The following is a 17,477-nucleotide window of genomic DNA, read 5'->3' as shown; positions in this document are numbered from 1 at the left end:
GAGATTCAAGCTTAATAGAAGCTCATGGGCTTCCTCTTGACGCCCAGGCTTTGGGTCCTATCCTCCCGCCACCAGCCCGGCGCCGAGCAGCAGCCGCACCAGGGCGGCCTGACGATGCGTTCCGGTCTTGTCGAACACGCGCTGCAGATGGATGCGGACAGTGGAGACGGAGACCGCCAGCTCCTCGGCGATCGGCCGGATCCCGGCGCCGCGCAGGGTCAGGAGCGCCACCCGCGCCTCCGCCGCAGTCAGGCCATACAGGCGCTGCAGCGTCGCCGGCTGCGGCTCCGGCCCGGCTTCGGGGTCGAGGATCAGCAGCAGCGCCGGCGCCGGGGGGCGATCCGCCGCCCGCAGGGCGGAGCCGAGCGGCGCCGCCTGCACCGCATAGGGCCGCGCGCCCGAGGGCCGGCTGACGGCGAGGCAGCCCGGCACGGGCTGCGGGATCAGCCGCTGCAGCGCGGCGTCCTCGGCCGGGCGCGCCGCCCGCAGCACCCGGCCGGGGCCGATCGACAGCCCGTCGCGGGCGTCGACGATGTCCTCCGCCGCGCCGTTCAGGAACAGGATCCGGCCGCCGGGCGCCACCAGCGCCACGCCATGGGCCAGCCGGTCCAAAGCCCCGAGCGCGTCGTCCCGCTCCAGGCCCGGTTCGTCGAGCAATGCCAGCATGTCGATGCCTCCAGGTCCCGCCGCCGATTGCGGCTGACGGAATCCTGACCGACAGCGACTTACGGATCGCTTACGCGGCCCCGAGCCCTCCTAAACCGTCATTGCTGTGCATGTTCATTAATTCGTTGATCGATGCCGGCGAGAAGGAGGCGGCATCGATGCGGGACAACAGCTACGACCGGACGATCGAGCGCAACTATCTGCAGAAGTGGCGCTTCCTGATCCCGGAATACGAGGCGGTGAAGGCCGGGACGTCACAGACGTTCCGGCGGGTCGGCGAGTTCTACCGGCATCACGGCACCTGCTCGCAGACCTTCCGCAAGTATTACAACCGCTATCTGCTCAGCGGCTCGGAGCAGGATCTGCTGCCGCAGCGGCGCGGACCGAAGTGGCGCGAGCGCCGCGACCCCGACGGCATCGAGGCCGAGATCCTGGCCTGCCGCCAGCGCGGCCTCAACCGCTACGAGATCCATGCCGTCTTGCGGGAGACGCGCCAGGATGTATCGTCCTTGCCGTCACCCTCCACCATCTACCGCAGGCTCAAGCAGCATGGCCTGAACCGCAAGACCAAGGCCATGGTCGAGACCAAGCGCAGGATCATCAAGACCATGCTCGGCGAGATGGGCCATGTCGACCTGCACCAGCTGCCCCGCGACATGTTCCTGCAGCCGCCCGCCAAGCCGGCCTACCTCGTCTGCCTGATCGACGCCTGCTCCCGCCTGGCCTGGGCCGAGATCCTCGCCAGCAAGAAGGCCCTGCCGGTGATGTTCCGCACCCTGAAGATGATCAACACCCTCAACGCCAACTACGGCCTGCAGTTCAAGGACATCCTCACCGACAACGGCGCCGAGTTCGCCTCCCGGCAACACCCCGAAGACCACCCCTTCGAGGCCATGCTCCTCGAGCTCGGCATCAACCACCGCTACACCAGGCCCTACCGGCCCCAGACCAACGGCAAGGCCGAACGCTTCTGGCGCACCCTCAACGACGACCTGATCGACGGCGCCACCTTCGACCACCTCGAACACTTCTCCAACGAGCTGTTCGAATACCTCGTCTACTACAACGCCTTCAGGCCTCACCAAGCCCTCGATGGCCTTACCCCAAAGGCCTTCGCTCTCACCAAAACCCAACCCAACCGATCAGCGAATTCCTGAACCTCTACAATTGCGAGGAGGCGAAGCCGACGAAGCAATCCAGGAGCCGTGCCGAACGGCCCTGGATTGCTTCGCTGCGCTCGCAATGACGGTGAGGGAGCCCCCTACCTTCTGCCCCCGACCTCGTCGATATGCAGCAGCATGTCGGCCGGGTCCTCGAAGACGCGGTAGGCGCCGGCGCGCTCCAGCTCGTCCTGGCCGTAGCCGCCGGACAGGAAGCCGATGCCCAGCGCCCGCGCCCGCTGTGCCGCCAGCATGTCCCAGACGCTGTCGCCGACCACATGGGCACGTTCGATCGGCACGCCCAGCTTCTCCGCCGCGGCCAGGAACAGGTCGGGGTCGGGCTTGGCGTATTTCACCATGTCGCGGGTGATCACCGGCACCTTGGCGAAGTCGACGCCCAGATTCTCGATCACCGGCCGCGCCGTCTCCATCCGGCCGCTGGTGGCGATGGCCCAGGGGATGCCGGCCTCGGTCAGCCAGGCCAGGAGCTCGCGCGCGCCGGGCAGCGGCACGCTCTGCTCCGAGTTCCGGTTATAGGCTTCGGCATGGCGGCGGCGCAGCCGCTCCACCCGCTCGTCGCTGATGTCCAGCCCGGTCTCGCGCAGCAGCATGTTGGTGAACAGCCCGCCGCTCATGCCGATCTTGCGGTGGATGCGCCAGACCGACAGCTCGATGCCCTCGGCCTCCAGCGCCTCGCGCCAGGCCATGACGTGGTGATAGACGCTGTCGACCAGCGTGCCGTCGAGGTCGAACAGGAAGGAGGTCTGCTGGCGCATCTCGGTCTCCGCGTCGGGAACAGGGCCCGGTGACAGATGTAGCCGATCCCGCGCGGAGGGAAACCCTCAGCGGACGGGATCCGGGTGGTGCGGCACGAACAGCCGGCCGCGCTCGGTCCACAGCACGATCAGCAGCGCCAGCAGGCCGAGGCCGAAATAGCCGAAGGCCAGCGGCACCACCGTGCCGTCGAAGGCCTGGCCGACGACGGCGCCGAGCACCGCGCTGACGATCGTGGTGTAGCTGCCGAACACCGAGGAGGCGGTGCCGGCGACGTCGCCCAGGGGCTCCATCGCCATGGCGTTGAAGTTCGGCACGGTCAGGCTGAACAGGAACATGTTGGCGGCCAGCACCACGCCGAACAGGAAGAGCGGCGGCTTTCCGCCGAACGCGAAGGCGAAGATCACCTGCAGCGCGCCGACGGCGACGAAGCCCAGGATCCCGGTGTGCGACAGCCGCCGCATGCCCAGCCGGCGCACCAGCCGGGAGTTGAGGAAGGAGGCGAAGCCCATCACCATCGCGATCAGCCCGAAAGCCATCGGGAAGAAGGCGCCGAGGGCGTAGACATCGGTCTCGAAGATCGCCTGGGACGAGCCGAGATAGGACATCAGCGCCCCCATCATCAGCCCCATGGCGGTGGCGTAGCCGATCGACACCCGGGTGGTGACGCAGCGCCCCGCCGCGCCGAGGATGGTCGGCAGGGAAAAGCGCTTGCGGTGCTCGGGATGCAGCGTCTCCGGCATGCGCAGGTTGAACCAGACGATCTGCACCAGGGCCAGCGCCAGCATGCTGACGAAGATCGCGTGCCAGCCGCCGAGCACCAGGAACACCTGGCCGACCGCCGGCGCGAAGATCGGCACGATGATGAAGACCATCATGGTCAGCGACATCACCCGCGCCATCTCGCGGCCGGAATAGCGGTCGCGCACGATGGTGACGGTCAGCACGCGCGCCGCGGCGGCGCCCATGCCCTGCACCACCCGCGCGATCAGCAGCCATTCGAAGCCGTGGGCGACGATCGCCAGGATGCTGCCGAAGGTGTAGACGGTCAGCCCGATCATCAGCGTCGGCCGCCGCCCGATCACGTCCGACACCGGGCCGTAGACCAGTTGCATCACGCCGAAGCCGGCCATGTAGGCGGTCAGGACGTATTGCAGCGCGTTGGCGTCGGCGATGCCGAGATCGGCCTGGATGGCGCCGAAGGCCGGCAGCAGGTTGTCGATCGACAGCGAGATCAACGCCATCATGAAGGCGATCAGGCCGACGAATTCGGCGAAGCCCGGCGCGGGCATGGCGCGGCCCGGCGCCTTCGCGGCGATCCTGCTGACGAACGACATCCGATCGGTCTCGCTCAAACGCGGCACGGCCCGGCCCGCGCCATGCCGCCTGGGCGATGGTGCCGGTCGAGCGCTGCCCGCCCCCGCGGGGATGATGAGAAACAGGATGAGCTTCGGCCAGGACCGCAATCCGGGCAAGGGCTTGTCGTGCAGGGCTGCTGCGCGCTGGAAAGGCGGGTCTTCACATTTGGTCTGAGCTGCCGGTCAGACCCCGCCGTCCAGCGCGAGAACGAGCGACAGGCCGCCGACCAGGATCAGGCTGGTGGCCCAGGCCGCGTCGAGGTTGAACCAACTGCGCGACACGGCCTTCAGCCCGAGTGTGCTGTAGACCAGCCAGGCGAAGGCGCCGCCGGCCGCGACCATGGCGACGGAATGCACGGCCGAGACCAGCACGCCCATGCCGAGGTCGCCGCCGATCAGCGCCCCCGCCGCCTGGTCGTTCCCGACTGTGCGGCACAGGCCGAGATAGATCGGCACCAGCATCAGCCCGGCGCCATGCGCCGTCGCCACAGCGAAGGACCAGAGTCCCAGCTGCGTCGGCCGGATCCGCGCCAGCGCCCGCGGATGGCGCCGGTTGACCAGGCGGAACACGCCGAAGCCGATCACCAGCAGGCTGGCGCCGATCCGGATCGGCTGCTGCCAAGCCACCAGCGTCACCAACAGGGCGAAGGGCAGGATCACCACCGCCATCGCCAGCAGATGGCCGATCGTCAGCGGCCCCAGCGCCGCCAGCAGGGCGCGCGGGCTGCGCTCCATCAGCCCGGCCGAGACCGCGAGCGGCCAGCCCATCCCGGGATTGATCCCGTGATAGAGGCCGCTCGCCACCACCGCCAGCCACAGGCCGGCCGCCTCCGGCATCGGTCAAGCCGACGGATAGCAGAAGCTGTCGGTCGAGCAGTCGCCGCCCTGCAGCCGGATCTGATGCGCCCGGTAGCCGTCCGGGAACTCGACCCAGTAGTCCTCGGCCAACTCCAACCCGCCATCGGGTCCGGCCTGGGCCATCACCTGGGCGCCGGGCACGCCGTCCGGATAGAACTGGTCGTCCCAGGTCGAGTACAGCGAGTTGGTCCAGTACACCCGCCTGCCGTCGCGGCTGATCTCGACCATCTGCGGCCCGCCGGCAAAGGGCCTGCCGTTCGGATGGGCCTTGCGCCGGTCGATGCCGCCGATATGGACCGAGCCGGACAGCTTCGGCTGGCGCGGGTCGCGGACATCGTATTGCCGCATCTCGCCGGTGCCCCAGCAGGAGACGTAGAGGAAGCGGTCGTCGAGCGACAGGTCGATGTCGGTGACCAGCGGCGGCACCGCGCCGAAGCCCTTCAGCAGCGGCGGCAGCCGGTCGGCCTCCGCCGGCTCGGGCTGGATCGTCGCCGTCTTCTCGATGTGGAACCGGCCGCCCTCGCGCCACCAGGTCCAGATCGACCCTTCCAGGTTGGTGGTGTCGACCACGACGCCGAGGAAGCCGTATTCCTTCGCCGGGTCATGCGCCGGCCGCACCTCCAGCGCCATCTGGTGGTTCGCGCCGAGGTCGATGGTCTGGACGTTGCGCCGGGCCCGCAGGTCCCAGAAATGCACCCGGTGGCCGTACCTGTTCGCCAGCAGGTCCTCCGGCACGATGCCGTTCTCGAATTGCGGTGGCAGCGCCCATTCGCTGGTCACCATATAGTCGCGCGGCAGGTTCCACCAGAAATCGTAGTGCAGCTGCTGCGGCCCGCGGTCGATCTCCCAGCGGCCCAGCACCTCGAAGCTCTCGCAATCCATGATGAAGATGCCGGGCGGGCCGTCGGTGCCGTCCGGCCCGCCGCCGCCGAGGGTCGAGACATAGATGCCGTCCGGGCCGCAATGCACGGTGTGCGGCCGGGAATATCCGGTCTTCCGGAACACCTCCTCCGGCTCGATGACCTTGTGGATCTTCGCCTGCGTCGGGTCCGGCCTGGTGTCCACCACATAGATCCGGGACGAGCGGATGCCCGGGATGATCAGATAGCGCCGCTCCAGGAAGGCATGCCCGGTCAGCGGCGACAGGGCCGAGGAGCAGGCGTTCCAGCCAAAATGATGGAACTCGTCGCCCTTGTGCGGCATCGCCACGGTGTGGACGACTTTGCTGTAGCTGGGCGAGCCGGGCCTGACGTCGATCACCGCCAGCGCGTCGGGCTGCGAGAAATCCGGGCTGAGCAGCAGCGTGTAGGCGAAGTCCTCGGGCGGGGCTTCCATCGCCAGCTTCGGCGAGGCGTGGAAGGTCGGGTCGGGCCTCATGGCCATTGGAATCCTCCCTGTTTGCCGAATGATCCGAGCCTATCACAGGACGCACCCGGCCGGCGCGGGATCAGCCGCCGCGCACCTCCCGCGCCGCGTCGCGCACCATGGCCATGAAGATCCGGCCGGCATCGGTGGGCGGCACCTCGGCCCGCATGGTCAGCCCGACCGGGCCGGTGGAATCGCTGTCGTCGATCGGCAGCTCGGCCAGCACCCCCTCCTCCAGGTCCAGGGCCACGGCGCCGCGCGAGATGATCCAGACCGCGTCGCTGCGGCGGACATAGGAGCGGCCGAAGGTGGCCGAGACGCTCTCGATCCGGTCGGGCAGCGCCTCCACTCCCGCCGCGATCAGCAGGCGGTCGACGGTCGGCTGGATCACCGATCCCGGCGGCGGGGCGATCACCGGATAGGCACGGATGTCGCGCACCGCCACCGCCGGCCGGGACAAGAGCGGATGGCCCGGCCGCACGGCAAAGGCGATGCGCTCGGAATAGAGGTGCTCGAAGGACAGGCCGGTCATCTGCTCCGGCTCCGCCAGCCGGCCGAGCACAAGGTCCAGCCCGCCGACCCGCAGCTGGCCCAGCAGCATCTGGTTCGGCCCGTCGACCACCCGCACCACCACGCCGGGGCAGGCCCGGCGGAACCGCTGCAGCGCTTCCGGCATCATCTGCGCCGCCACCGTCGGCAGCACGCCGACGCGCAGCAGCTCCTCCCCCGCCGCCCGGGCGCGCACCACGCTCTCGATGCCCTGACGCAGCGCGGTGACGCTGGTGCCGGCATGGTGCAGGAAGGTGCGGCCGAAGGGGGTCAGCACCACGCCCTTGCGGCTGCGGTCGAACAGCGGCGCGCCCAGCGCCTCCTCCAGCTCGCGCAGGGTCTTCGACCCCGCCGGCTGGCTGATCGCCAGCGCGTCGGCCGCGGCCCCCACGCTGCGCAGCCGCACCGCCTCGAGGAAGCATTGCAGGTGGCGCAGCTTGATCCGCCGCTCGATCGTCAGCGCAGTGTCCGCCATAATCGTCCGGTTATGTTTCTCGGCGAATTCCTCATTTTACATAACCGTCCGGGCCGCGCACAGTGCGGCGTCACAGCGGGGCGAACCGCAGGAATCGAGCCAGGGCAAGGGGATGGACGCGGTCAAGGCGAACGGCATCGTGCTGCATGTCGAGGACAGGGGCCCGCGCGACGCGCCCGCCCTGGTCTTCATCAACTCGGTCGGCACCGATTTCCGCATCTGGGATGCGGTGGTGCCGCAGTTTTCGGACTATCGCACCCTCCGCTACGACAAGCGCGGCCACGGCCTGTCGACCAGCAAGGGCGGCGACAGCATCGACGCCCATGCCGCCGACCTGGCGGCGCTGCTCGACGCCTGCGGCATCGGTCGGGCGACGGTGGTCGGCCTGTCGATCGGCGGGATGATCGCGCTCGGCCTCACCAGGCTGCGGCCGGATCTGGTCGACCGACTGGTCCTCTGCGACACCGCTCATAGGATCGGCACGGCCGAGGCCTGGCAGGCGCGGATCGCCGCGGTCGAGGCCGGCGGCGTGGCGAGCATCGCCGAGGCGACGATGGAGCGCTGGTTCTCCGCCGATTTCCGGGCGCGGCAGCCGGATCTGGTCGCGGTCGCCCGCACCATGCTGAGCCGCACTCCCGTAGACGGCTACATCCGCGCCTGCGCCGCCCTGCGCGACGCCGACCTCACGGCCGCGGCCCGGGCCGTGGCGGTGCCGACCCTGTGCCTGTGCGGCACCGCCGACATCGCCACCACGCCGGAGCTGGTGCGGTCCCTCGCCGCCCTGATCCCCGGCGCGCGCTACCGGGACATCCCGGGCGTCGCCCACATCCCCTGCGTCGAGGCGCCGGAGCTTCTGGCCGGGCTGATCCGGGATTTCATCGACGAGGATCGCCATGGCTGATCCGCTCCACGACCGGGGCATGGCGGTGCGCCGCAAGGTGCTGGGCGACGCCCATGTCGACCGCGCCCAGTCCCGCACCACCGAGTTCGACGCGCCGTTCCAGGAGTTCATCACCCGCGGCGCCTGGGGCGGGGTCTGGAGCCGCCCTCACCTCACCCATCGCGAGCGGTCGATGCTGACCGTCGCCCTGCTGGCCGCGCTGGGCCATCATGAGGAGTTGGCGATGCATCTCCGCGCCACCGCCAACACCGGCGCGACGCCGGAGGACATCCGCGAGGCGCTGCTGCATGTCGCGGTCTATGCCGGCGTGCCGGCGGCGAACGCCGCCTTCGCCATCGCCAAGCAGGTCTACGCCGAACGCGACGGCGCCGACCGGGAGGAGACGAAGTGAGCTTCCAGCCGCGCGACTGGCGCATCCACCCGCCGCATCTCTACGAAGGCTACCGCTCCACCGTCCTGCGCGCCCCGTCGCAGCCGCTGGTGCCGCTCTCCGGCGCCCTGTCCGAGCACCAGGGCCCGTCCTTCCCCGCGGCGCCGGAGGGCGAGGCCGACCTGACCCGCAACGGCCGGGTCAATGGCGAGCCTTTGGGCGAGCGCATCATCGTCGCCGGACGGGTGCTGGACGAGGATGCCCGGCCGGTGGCGAACACGCTGGTCGAGCTGTGGCAGGCCAACGCCGCCGGCCGCTACATCCACAAGGCCGACCAGCACGACGCGCCGCTGGACCCCAACTTCCTGGGCGCCGGCCGCTGCGTCACCGACGCCGAAGGCCGCTATCGCTTCCTCACCATCAAGCCGGGCGCCTATCCCTGGCGCAATCACGCCAATGCCTGGCGGCCGCAGCACATCCACTTCTCGCTGTTCGGCCCGGCCTTCGCCACAAGGCTGGTGACGCAGATGTACTTCCCCGGCGACCCGCTGCACACGCTGGACCCGATGTTCAACAGCATCCCCGACCCGGCCGGGCGCGAGCGCCTGATCGCGGCCTTCAGGCTGGACCTGACCGAGCCGGAATACGCGCTGGGCTATGAGTTCGACATCGTGCTGCGCGGGCGCCTGGCGACGCCGATGGAGGGCTGATCGTGGCGAAGCTTCCCCAGACCGGGTCGCAGACGGTCGGCCCCTTCTTCGCCTACGGCCTGACGCCGCGGCAATATGGCTACGACTTCCCGCAGATCGCCGACGGCTCCATCGCCGGCGACACGGTGGCGGGCGAGCGCATCCGCGTCGCCGGCCGGGTGCTGGATGGCGCCGGACAGCCGATCGAGGACGCGCTGGTCGAGATCTGGCAGGCGGATTCCCAAGGGCTGTTCCCCGGACCGCAGCGCACCGCCAATGACGGCTTCACCGGCTTCGGCCGCTGCGGCACCGGCACGGATCCGGAGCGGCGCTTCGTCTTCGACACGATCAAGCCGGGCGCCCCCGGGCCGGGCCAGGCGCCGCATCTCAGCGTCATCGTCTTCATGCGCGGCATGCTGGTGCATTGCTTCACCCGGATCTACTTCCCGGAGGAAACCGCCAATGCAAGCGACCCGGTGCTGAACACCGTCCCGGAGGCGCGCCGCGGCACCTTGATCGCCCAGCCCGATGGCCCCGGCCGCTACCGCTTCGACATCCGCATGCAGGGCGACGGCGAGACCGTCTTCTTCGAGATCTGACCCATGGCGAAATTCCAGATCCTGGCCGAGGCCGTCGCCGAGAACCTTCATGACGGCGACACCGCGGCCTTCGAGGGCTTCACCCATCTGATCCCGCACGCCGCGGCGCATGAGGCGATCCGCCAGGGAAGGCGCGACCTGACCCTGGTGCGGATGACGCCCGACCTGGTCTATGACCAGATGATCGGCATGGGCATGGCCCGCAAGCTGGTCTTCTCCTATGCCGGCAACCCCGGCGTCGGCCTGCTGCGCCGCGTCCGCGACGCGGTCGAGAAGGGCTGGCCGAACCCGGTGGCGATCGAGGAGCATTCCCACGCCGCCATGGCCAACGCCTACGAGGCCGGGGCGGCCGGCCTGCCCTGCGCCGTGTTCCGCGGCTATCGCGGCGCCGGCTTGGCCGAGGTGAACCCGAACATCAAGTCGGTCACCTGCCCCTTCACCGGCGAGACCCTGGCGGCCGTCCCGGCGATCCGCCCGGACGTGACCTTCATCCATGCCCAGAAGGCGAACCGCCGCGGCGACGTGCTGATCGAGGGCATCGTCGGCGTGCAGAAGGAGGCGGTGCTGGCGGCGAAGCGCTCGGTGGTGACGGTGGAGGAGATCGTCGAGGACTTCGACGGCGTCCACCCCAATGCCTGCGTGCTGCCGCGCTGGACCGTGACCTCGATCGTGCATGTGCCGGGCGGCGCCCACCCGTCCTACGCTCATGGCTACTACCCGCGCGACAACGCCTTCTACTTGGCCTGGGACAGGATCGCCGCCGACCGCGAGGCTTTCCTCGCCTGGATGAAGGAGAACGTGATCGAGAGCGCCCCCAGCGCCTTCGCCGGCCGGGTCGCGCCGCTGAGCGGGAGGGCGTGAGGGTGACGGACCGGTCTTTCCCCTTATTGTCATTGCCGGGCTTGACCCGGCAATCCAGGGGCCACCCAGTGCGGCATCGGCATTTCCTGGATGCCCGGGTCAAGCCCGGGCATGACACTCATAAAACGCAAGTGCCTGGCGGTGTGAGATGACCGAGACCTTCACCCCCGACGAGATGATGACCATCGCCGCCGCCCGGGCGCTGCGCAACGACGATGTCTGCTTCGTCGGCATCGGCGCGCCGTCCGCCGCCTGCAACGTGGCGCGGCTGACCCATGCCCCGGACATCACCCTGATTTACGAGAGCGGCACCATCGGCACCGCGCCCGACGTGCTGCCGCTGTCGATCGGCGACGGCGAGCTGTGCGACACCGCCGTCACCACCGTCTCGGTGCCGGAGATGTTCCGCTATTGGCTGCAGGGCGGGCGGATCACGGTCGGCTTCCTCGGGGCCGCCCAGCTCGACCGCTTCGGCAACATCAACACCACGGTGATCGGCGACTACCACCACCCGTCGGTCCGCCTGCCCGGCGGCGGCGGCGCGCCGGAGATCGCGACCTCCTCGGGCGAGATCTTCATCACCATGAAGCAGAACAGGCGCGGCATGGTCGACAAGATCGACTTCTTCACCTCGCTGGGCCACGGCACCGGCGGCGACGACCGCGCCCGCCACGGCGTCACCACCAAGGGCCCGACCCTGCTGGTCACCGACCTCGCCGTCTGGCGCCCCGACCCGGTGACCAAAGAGTTCACGGTCGTCTCGCTGCATCCGGGCGTGACCCGCGAGCAGGTGCAGGACAGCTGCGGCTGGACCGTCCGCTTCGCCGACAATCTCGAGCAGACCCCGCCGCCCTCGGCGCTGGAGCTGAAGACGCTGCGCGACCTGAAGGAGCGCACCCGCATCGCCCATGGAGAGGCCGCATGAGCCGCGACGCCTATATCTGCGCCTATCTGCGCACCCCGATCGGCCGCTATGCCGGCGCCCTGTCCGCGGTGCGGGCCGACGACCTCGCCGCCATCCCGCTGAAGGCGCTGGTCGAGCGCCATGCCAAGGTGGACTGGGAGGCGGTCGACGACGTCGTGCTCGGCTGCGCCAACCAGGCCGGCGAGGACAACCGCAACCTCGCCCGCATGGCGCTGCTTCTGGCCGGTCTGCCCTCGCGCATCCCCGGCGCGACCGTCAACCGCCTCTGCGGCTCCGGCCTCGACGCCGTGACCATCGCCGCCAGGGCGATCAAGGCCGGCGAGGCCGAGCTGATGCTGGCCGGCGGTGCCGAGAGCATGTCGCGCGCCCCCTTCGTCATGCCGAAGGCCGACACCGCCTTCTCTCGGTCCAACGCGGTCTACGACACCACCATCGGCTGGCGCTTCGTCAACCCACGGATGGAGGAGCTGTACGGCACGGATTCGATGCCCGAGACCGGCGAGAACGTGGCCGAGCAGTTCCGCGTCAGCCGCGCCGACCAGGACGGCTTCGCCCTGCGCAGCCAGGAGAAGGCGCTGGCCGCCCAGGCCAACGGAAGGCTGGCGCGCGAGATCGTGCCGGTGACGATCCCGCAGCGGAAGGCCGAGCCGGTGGTGGTCGACCGCGACGAGCATCCGCGCCAGACCTCGCTGGAGAAGCTGGCCGCCCTGCCCACCCCGTTCCGGAAGGGCGGCACCGTGACCGCCGGCAACGCCTCGGGCGTCAATGACGGCGCCGCGGCGCTGATCGTGGCGTCGGAGGCCGCGGCGGCGCGCCACGGCCTGACCCCGATCGCCCGCGTCCTCGGCGGCGCCGTGGCCGGGGTGGAGCCGCGGATCATGGGTTTCGGCCCCTCCCCGGCCAGCCGCAGGCTGATGGCGCGCCTTGGCCTGTCGATCGGCGATTTCGACGTGATCGAGCTGAACGAGGCCTTCGCCAGCCAGGCCCTCGCGGTGACCCGCGACCTCGGCCTGCCGGACGACGCGCCGCAGGTGAACCCCAACGGCGGCGCCATCGCCCTCGGCCACCCGCTCGGCATGTCCGGCGCCCGCATCGCCGGCACCGCGGCGCTGCAGCTGAGCCTGACCGGTGGCAAGCGGGCGCTGGCCACGATGTGCATTGGCGTCGGCCAGGGCATCGCCCTGGCGCTGGAAGCGGTGTAAGAAGCGGCGCAGTCCATTTTTGCCTCTCCCGCTTGCGGGAGAGGTCGGAGACGCGAAGCGGCTCCGGGTGAGGGGAGTTTGTCGAGGCCTGGGCCAGCCCTCACCCGGTCTCGCTGCGCGAGCCCGACCTCTCCCGCCAGGCGGGAGAGGCAATCTGCCCCTGATCCCGACCGTGAGCCATGACCGTCTCACCCTTCGACTCCGCCCTGATCGGCCCGCTGCTCTCCGACGCGGAGACCGCCGCCCTGTTCAGCGACAAGGCGGCGTTGCGAGCAATGCTGAAGGTCGAGGCGGCGCTGGCCGAGGCCGAGGCGCGTTGCGGCGTGATCCCCGCCGCGTCCGCCAGCGCCATCGCCGCGACCGCCGGCGCGCTGATTCCCGACCCGGCGGCGCTGGCCGCGAAGACGGCGGAGGACGGCGTGCCGGTGCCCGCCCTGGTCTCGGCGCTGCGCCAGGCGGTCGCCGCCTCAGCGGGCGAAGAGGCGGCCCAGGCGGTGCATTGGGGCGCCACCAGCCAGGACATCCTCGACACCGGGCTGGTGCTGCGGCTGCGCCGGGTGATCGCGATCCTGGAGGGCCGGCTGGATACGCTGGTCGAGGCCCTGGCCGGTCTCGCCGACGCCCATCGCGCCACGGTGATGCCCGGCCGCACCCGGTCGCAGCAGGCGACGCCGGTCTCGTTCGGCCTGAAAGCCGCGGGCTGGCTGGCGCCGCTGCTGCGCGATCGCGACCGGCTGCGGGAGCTGAAGCCGCGCCTGCTGCTACTCTCCTTTGGCGGGGCGAGCGGAACCCTGGGCGCGCTGGGCAAGGACGGCGTGAAGGTCGAGGCCGTGTTGGCCGAAATCCTGGACCTTGCCGTGCCGCCGATGCCCTGGCACAGCCAGCGCGACGGCATCGCCGAATTCGCCGGCTGGCTGGCCTTGGTCACCGGCACGCTGGGCAAGCTGGGCCGCGACCTGATCCTCCTGGCCCAGACCGAGGTGGCGGAGGTGCGGCCGGGCGCCGGAGGCGGCTCTTCGACCATGCCGCAGAAATCGAACCCGGTGGGGCCGGAGACCCTGGTCGCCCTGGCCCGCTTCAACGCCGGCCTGGCCGGGCAGCTGCAGCAGGCGATGCTGCATGAGCATGAGCGTGACGGCAGCGCCTGGCCGGTCGAATGGCTGGTCCTGCCGCAGATGGCGGTGGCCGCCGGTGCGGCGCTGAACCACGCCCTTGCCGTCACCGGCAGCCTGACGGTCGACGCGGCCCGGATGGCGCAGCAGTTCGAAGCCTCGCACGGCCTTCTGCTGGCCGAGGCGGCCAGCTTCGCCCTGGCCGCCCACATGCCGCGCCCGGAGGCCCAGCGTCTGGTCAAGGAGGCGGCGGCGAAAGCCACCGCCACCGGCCGCCACCTGTTCGACCTGTTGGCCGAGATGTCCCAGGCGCCGGTCGACTGGCCCGCTTTGCGCGACCCCGCCCGCCACCTGGGCGCGGCGGACGCCTTCATCGACCGGGTGCTGGCGGCGGTAAAGAAGACCGTGTGAAGGCTGCGAACCAGCGGCCTGAATATTGACCCGTCATGGCGAGCCCCGAAGGGGCGCGGCCATCCAGCGGCTCGATCTCTGGATGGCCACGGCGCTGCGCGCCTCGCCATGACGGAATTGGGCGGGGCGACCCTGAAGATCGCTATGATCAAGCCGCCACATCCTCCCGATGCGCGAAGATATGATCGACGATCCCCCAGGCCTTCGCTTCCGCGGCGGTCATGAAGCGGTCGCGGTCGAGGGTGCGCTCCACCTCGTCATAGGTCCGGCCGCAATGCCGGGCATAGATCTCGTTCAGCTGCCGCTTCAGCTTCACGATGTCCTCGGCGTGCCGCTCGATGTCGGAGGCCTGGCCCTGGAAGCCACCGGAGGGCTGGTGCAGCACGATCCGGGCATTGGGCAGGGCGATGCGCCGGCCGGGCGCGCCGGCCATCAGCAGGAAGGACCCCATCGATCCCGCCGTGCCCATGCACACGGTCGACACCGGGCTCTTGATGTATTGCATCGTGTCGTAGATCGCGAGGCCGCTGCTCACCACCCCGCCGGGCGAGTTGATGTACATCGCGATCTCGCGGCGCGGGTCCTCCGATTCCAGGAACAGCAGCTGGGCGCAGACCAGCGCCGAGACGCCGTCGTCGATCGGCCCGTTCAGGAACACGATGCGGTCGCGCAGCAGGCGGGAGAAGATGTCGAAGGCGCGGTCGCCGCGGCCCGACTGCTCCACCACCATCGGCACCAGGTTCATGGTCATGCCGCCCATCGCAGCCTCCCGCCGGCCGCTGATGCCTTCACCAGCGGACGCGCCGCGGCACGACGCCCGGCGGACCGGCGCGGCGCCGCCGTGCCGGTCCACAGCGCCGTCGCCCGGGCCCCGGCCCGGAACCCGCTGTGCACGATGCGCAGCCGGGTGCCGCCCGCCGCCGTGCCGTCGAGGGTGAAGGTCACCCCCGTCTCCAGCGCCCGTCCCCCGGCGTCCGCCTCCCGGCCGCGCCAGCTGTAGCGCAGCAGCCGCGGCGGCTCCGCCGCCAGCACCTCGCAGTCGATCGGCCGGTCCGTCCCCGCCCCGCCGCGCGGGGTGAAGCGCCGCCCCCCCCCCGCCGCGATGTCGTTCGGCAGCAGCCAGGCGGCGAGCAGCTCCGGCTCGGTCAGCGCCCGCCACACCTTCTCCGGCGGATGCTCCAGGTCGCAGTCGACCACGATGTCGGCCGGGCTGCGGGTGTCGTCGGGCTTGGGATCACTCATCGTCCATGTCCTCGAGCAGGGTCTTGAGGCGGGCCACCTTCTCCGGCCAGAAGGCGCGGTAGCGGTCGATCCAGCCGGCCAGCGGCGCCAGGCCTTCCGGCGCCGCACGATAGTAGACGAAGCGGCCGTCGCGCCGCTCCGCCACCAGACCGGCGCGGCGCAGCGCGGCGAGATGCTGCGAGATCGCCGGCTGCGACACGGCGAAGCCGGCCTTCAGCTCGGTCACGCTCAGCTCGCCCTCGGCCAGCCGTTCGAACACGGCACGGCGGGTCGGGTCGGCCAAGGCCTGGAAGATCTCGGGCGCGGTCATGTGAACATATAAGCGGATACTTATTTGATTCGCAATGCCCGCTCCTCGGCGTCGGACCAGCTCCGCCCATCGGCATTTGCGATATTTTGGGCAGGTGGCGCGATAACAGGCAGAAAAACACCACGGCGAAAATCCCATATCGCATCAAAACCAATATATAACACCTCATTCTCTTATATCATTAGAATAAAATTGATTGCACTTTTTGAGAATAGGAATCTTTTGACTCCACAAAATCCGATGATCTAAATAAATCCAGAAAAACGGCTCACACATTTAAACTATATTCGCGATACGCGAATAAGGTTCGGAAAACCGTACCCCAAAAACACACCTGCCGCCCCGATCCGGATCCATTGCGGAGAGAACAGCCGCGGATCGGGGGAAGCAATTCATGCCCTGACATCGGGACCTGGCGTCCTTCGGAAGAAGAGGACGCCCTGAACGGAGGTTCGATCATGTCGACTGTTTCTGTGCCGAAACCGCTGACGATCTTCGACACCAGCCTGCGCGACGGCGAGCAGGCGCCCGGAAACGCGATGTCGCTGCCGCAGAAGCTGCGCATCGCCCGCGAGCTGGAGGCGCTGGGGGTGAACACGATCGAGGCGGGCTTCCCGGCCGCGTCCGACAACGACCTCGCCGCCGTGCGCGCCATCGCCGAAGCGGTGCGGGGCAGCCGGATCTGCGCCTTCGCCCGGGCCAGCCGCACCGACATCGAGGCCGCCGCCAGGGCCGTGGAGCCGGCGCAGGCGGCGCAGATCGAGATCCTCGGCGTCGCCTCGGAGATCCATCTGCGCCACAAGCGCCAGATCAGCCGCCAGCAGGCGCTGGAGGAGATCGAGAGCGCCGTCCATCTCGCCCGCCGGGTCGGCTTCGACGACATCTGCGTCGCCCCCGAGGACGCGACCCGGGCCGACCCGGCCTTCCTGGGGGCGATGTGCGCATCCGCCGCGCGGGCCGGCGCCACCATGATCCTGATCCCGGACACGGTCGGCTGCCTGCTGCCCGGCCGGGTGCCGGCCCTGGTCGAAGCCGTGCGGACGAGCGTGCCGGCGACGGTCAAGGTGGCCATGCACGCCCATGACGATCTCGGCCTGGCCGTGGCCAACACCCTCGCCGCCATCGAGGCGGGAATCGACGAGATCCAGGTGACGCTGTGCGGCATCGGCGAGCGCGCCGGGAATTGCGCGCTGGAGGAGGTCGTCGCCGCGCTGGCTGCCCATCCGGCGCATTTCGGCCGGTCGACGACCATCGATCTCCACCGGGTCTATGCCGCCTGCCGGCTGCTGATCGAGAGCCTGCAGCTGCCGATGGCGCGCGGCAAGGCCATCATCGGCGAGAACGCCTTCGCCACCGCCGCGGGAATCCATCAGGCGGCGATCATCCGCAACCCCCAGACCTACGAGTTCCTGGAGCCGGAGATGTTCGGCGCCGAGCGGCGGATGGTGATCAGCCGCCATTCCGGCCGGCATGCGCTGAAGGCGAAGATCGAGGCCTTCGGCCTGTCGCCGACGCCCGGCCTGATCGAAACGATCTATCGCGAGCTGACGGCGTCGGAAGAGCCCGTCTGCAGCGACAGCAGGCTGCGCGCCCTGGTCCTGCAGAGCACGCCGGCAACGGCGCTGCCGGTCTGAACGGATCTCCCAGCAG

At 69.9% G+C, this 17,477-nt stretch carries 19 protein-coding genes; 10 read left to right on the top strand and 9 right to left on the bottom strand.

Features of this window, described 5'->3' with window-relative positions:
* Positions 1 to 57: 57 nt before the first annotated feature.
* Positions 58 to 666, bottom strand: coding sequence for a helix-turn-helix transcriptional regulator (locus LG391_RS26955; RefSeq protein WP_225771143.1), 609 nt, complete (start codon positions 664 to 666; stop codon positions 58 to 60).
* A gap of 158 nt (positions 667 to 824) precedes the next feature.
* Here LG391_RS26955 and LG391_RS26950 point away from each other — a divergent pair, with 158 nt between their 5' ends.
* Positions 825 to 1,823 carry an integrase core domain-containing protein gene (locus tag LG391_RS26950; protein ID WP_225765342.1) on the top strand — a complete coding sequence of 333 codons (999 nt, stop codon included), beginning with the start codon at positions 825 to 827 and terminating at the stop codon, positions 1,821 to 1,823.
* Between the two features lie 104 nt (positions 1,824 to 1,927).
* Here the strand turns inward: LG391_RS26950 and LG391_RS26945 are convergent, their stop codons facing one another.
* From LG391_RS26945 to pcaQ, 5 genes are all read right to left on the bottom strand, one after another.
* Positions 1,928 to 2,602: an HAD family hydrolase gene (locus tag LG391_RS26945; RefSeq protein ID WP_225771142.1), complete on the bottom strand. Its 675-nt coding sequence runs from the start codon at positions 2,600 to 2,602 to the stop codon at positions 1,928 to 1,930.
* Positions 2,603 to 2,668: 66 nt separating this feature from the next.
* Positions 2,669 to 3,937, bottom strand: a complete 1,269-nt coding sequence (locus LG391_RS26940) for a multidrug effflux MFS transporter (protein WP_225771141.1) — start codon at positions 3,935 to 3,937, stop codon at positions 2,669 to 2,671.
* A 204-nt stretch (positions 3,938 to 4,141) separates the two neighbouring features.
* Complete coding sequence (locus tag LG391_RS26935) at positions 4,142 to 4,795, bottom strand: hypothetical protein (protein ID WP_225771140.1); 654 nt, start codon at positions 4,793 to 4,795, stop codon at positions 4,142 to 4,144.
* 3 nt (positions 4,796 to 4,798) lie between these two features.
* A complete protein-coding gene (locus LG391_RS26930) occupies positions 4,799 to 6,199 on the bottom strand; it encodes a selenium-binding family protein (RefSeq protein ID WP_225771139.1) in 1,401 nt (466 codons plus the stop codon).
* Between the two features lie 64 nt (positions 6,200 to 6,263).
* Positions 6,264 to 7,205 carry a pca operon transcription factor PcaQ gene (gene pcaQ / locus LG391_RS26925; RefSeq protein ID WP_225771138.1) on the bottom strand — a complete coding sequence of 314 codons (942 nt, stop codon included), beginning with the start codon at positions 7,203 to 7,205 and terminating at the stop codon, positions 6,264 to 6,266.
* Between the two features lie 112 nt (positions 7,206 to 7,317).
* Between pcaQ and pcaD the strand changes: the two genes are divergently transcribed.
* The 8 genes from pcaD (at position 7,318) to LG391_RS26885 (ending at position 14,275) form a co-directional block, all read left to right on the top strand.
* A complete protein-coding gene (gene pcaD / locus LG391_RS26920; protein ID WP_225771137.1) occupies positions 7,318 to 8,106 on the top strand; it encodes a 3-oxoadipate enol-lactonase in 789 nt (262 codons plus the stop codon).
* Positions 8,099 to 8,497: a 4-carboxymuconolactone decarboxylase gene (gene pcaC, locus LG391_RS26915; protein WP_225771136.1), complete on the top strand. Its 399-nt coding sequence runs from the start codon at positions 8,099 to 8,101 to the stop codon at positions 8,495 to 8,497. Before pcaD ends, pcaC begins: the two co-directional genes overlap by 8 nt.
* Complete coding sequence (gene pcaH, locus LG391_RS26910; protein WP_225771135.1) at positions 8,494 to 9,186, top strand: protocatechuate 3,4-dioxygenase subunit beta; 693 nt, start codon at positions 8,494 to 8,496, stop codon at positions 9,184 to 9,186. Before pcaC ends, pcaH begins: the two co-directional genes overlap by 4 nt.
* A 2-nt stretch (positions 9,187 to 9,188) precedes the next feature.
* Positions 9,189 to 9,764 carry a protocatechuate 3,4-dioxygenase subunit alpha gene (gene pcaG, locus LG391_RS26905; protein ID WP_225771134.1) on the top strand — a complete coding sequence of 192 codons (576 nt, stop codon included), beginning with the start codon at positions 9,189 to 9,191 and terminating at the stop codon, positions 9,762 to 9,764.
* 3 nt (positions 9,765 to 9,767) lie between these two features.
* Positions 9,768 to 10,625, top strand: a complete 858-nt coding sequence (locus LG391_RS26900) for a CoA transferase subunit A (protein ID WP_225771133.1) — start codon at positions 9,768 to 9,770, stop codon at positions 10,623 to 10,625.
* A gap of 148 nt (positions 10,626 to 10,773) precedes the next feature.
* A complete protein-coding gene (locus LG391_RS26895; RefSeq protein WP_225771132.1) occupies positions 10,774 to 11,550 on the top strand; it encodes a CoA-transferase subunit beta in 777 nt (258 codons plus the stop codon).
* Complete coding sequence (gene pcaF / locus LG391_RS26890; protein WP_225771131.1) at positions 11,547 to 12,752, top strand: 3-oxoadipyl-CoA thiolase; 1,206 nt, start codon at positions 11,547 to 11,549, stop codon at positions 12,750 to 12,752. The genes LG391_RS26895 and pcaF overlap by 4 nt, the downstream gene beginning before the upstream one ends.
* Before the next feature lie 179 nt (positions 12,753 to 12,931).
* Entirely contained in the window at positions 12,932 to 14,275 is a 1,344-nt protein-coding gene (locus LG391_RS26885; RefSeq protein WP_225771130.1) for a 3-carboxy-cis,cis-muconate cycloisomerase, read from the top strand.
* Between the two features lie 148 nt (positions 14,276 to 14,423).
* Here LG391_RS26885 and LG391_RS26880 read toward each other — a convergent pair whose 3' ends face one another.
* Genes LG391_RS26880 through LG391_RS26870 form a run of 3 tightly spaced genes read right to left on the bottom strand, consistent with a single transcriptional unit; the run spans position 14,424 to position 15,827 of the window.
* Positions 14,424 to 15,035: an ATP-dependent Clp protease proteolytic subunit gene (locus tag LG391_RS26880; protein WP_225771129.1), complete on the bottom strand. Its 612-nt coding sequence runs from the start codon at positions 15,033 to 15,035 to the stop codon at positions 14,424 to 14,426.
* The gene (locus LG391_RS26875; RefSeq protein ID WP_225771128.1) at positions 15,023 to 15,517 is read right to left on the bottom strand and encodes an SRPBCC domain-containing protein; all 495 of its coding nucleotides are present in this window, start codon (positions 15,515 to 15,517) and stop codon (positions 15,023 to 15,025) included. The genes LG391_RS26880 and LG391_RS26875 overlap by 13 nt, the downstream gene beginning before the upstream one ends.
* Positions 15,510 to 15,827 carry a helix-turn-helix transcriptional regulator gene (locus tag LG391_RS26870; protein WP_225771127.1) on the bottom strand — a complete coding sequence of 106 codons (318 nt, stop codon included), beginning with the start codon at positions 15,825 to 15,827 and terminating at the stop codon, positions 15,510 to 15,512. The genes LG391_RS26875 and LG391_RS26870 overlap by 8 nt, the downstream gene beginning before the upstream one ends.
* Positions 15,828 to 16,285: 458 nt before the next feature.
* Between LG391_RS26870 and LG391_RS26865 the strand changes: the two genes are divergently transcribed.
* Positions 16,286 to 17,461: a LeuA family protein gene (locus LG391_RS26865; protein WP_225771126.1), complete on the top strand. Its 1,176-nt coding sequence runs from the start codon at positions 16,286 to 16,288 to the stop codon at positions 17,459 to 17,461.
* Positions 17,462 to 17,477: the final 16 nt, after the last annotated feature.

The sequence above is a fragment of the Inquilinus sp. Marseille-Q2685 genome (genome assembly GCF_916619195.1).
In the GTDB taxonomy this organism is placed as follows: domain Bacteria; phylum Pseudomonadota; class Alphaproteobacteria; order DSM-16000; family Inquilinaceae; genus Inquilinus.
The sequence above is the reverse complement of the archived record's forward strand: the minus strand, read 5'-3'. Positions and strand labels throughout refer to the sequence as shown.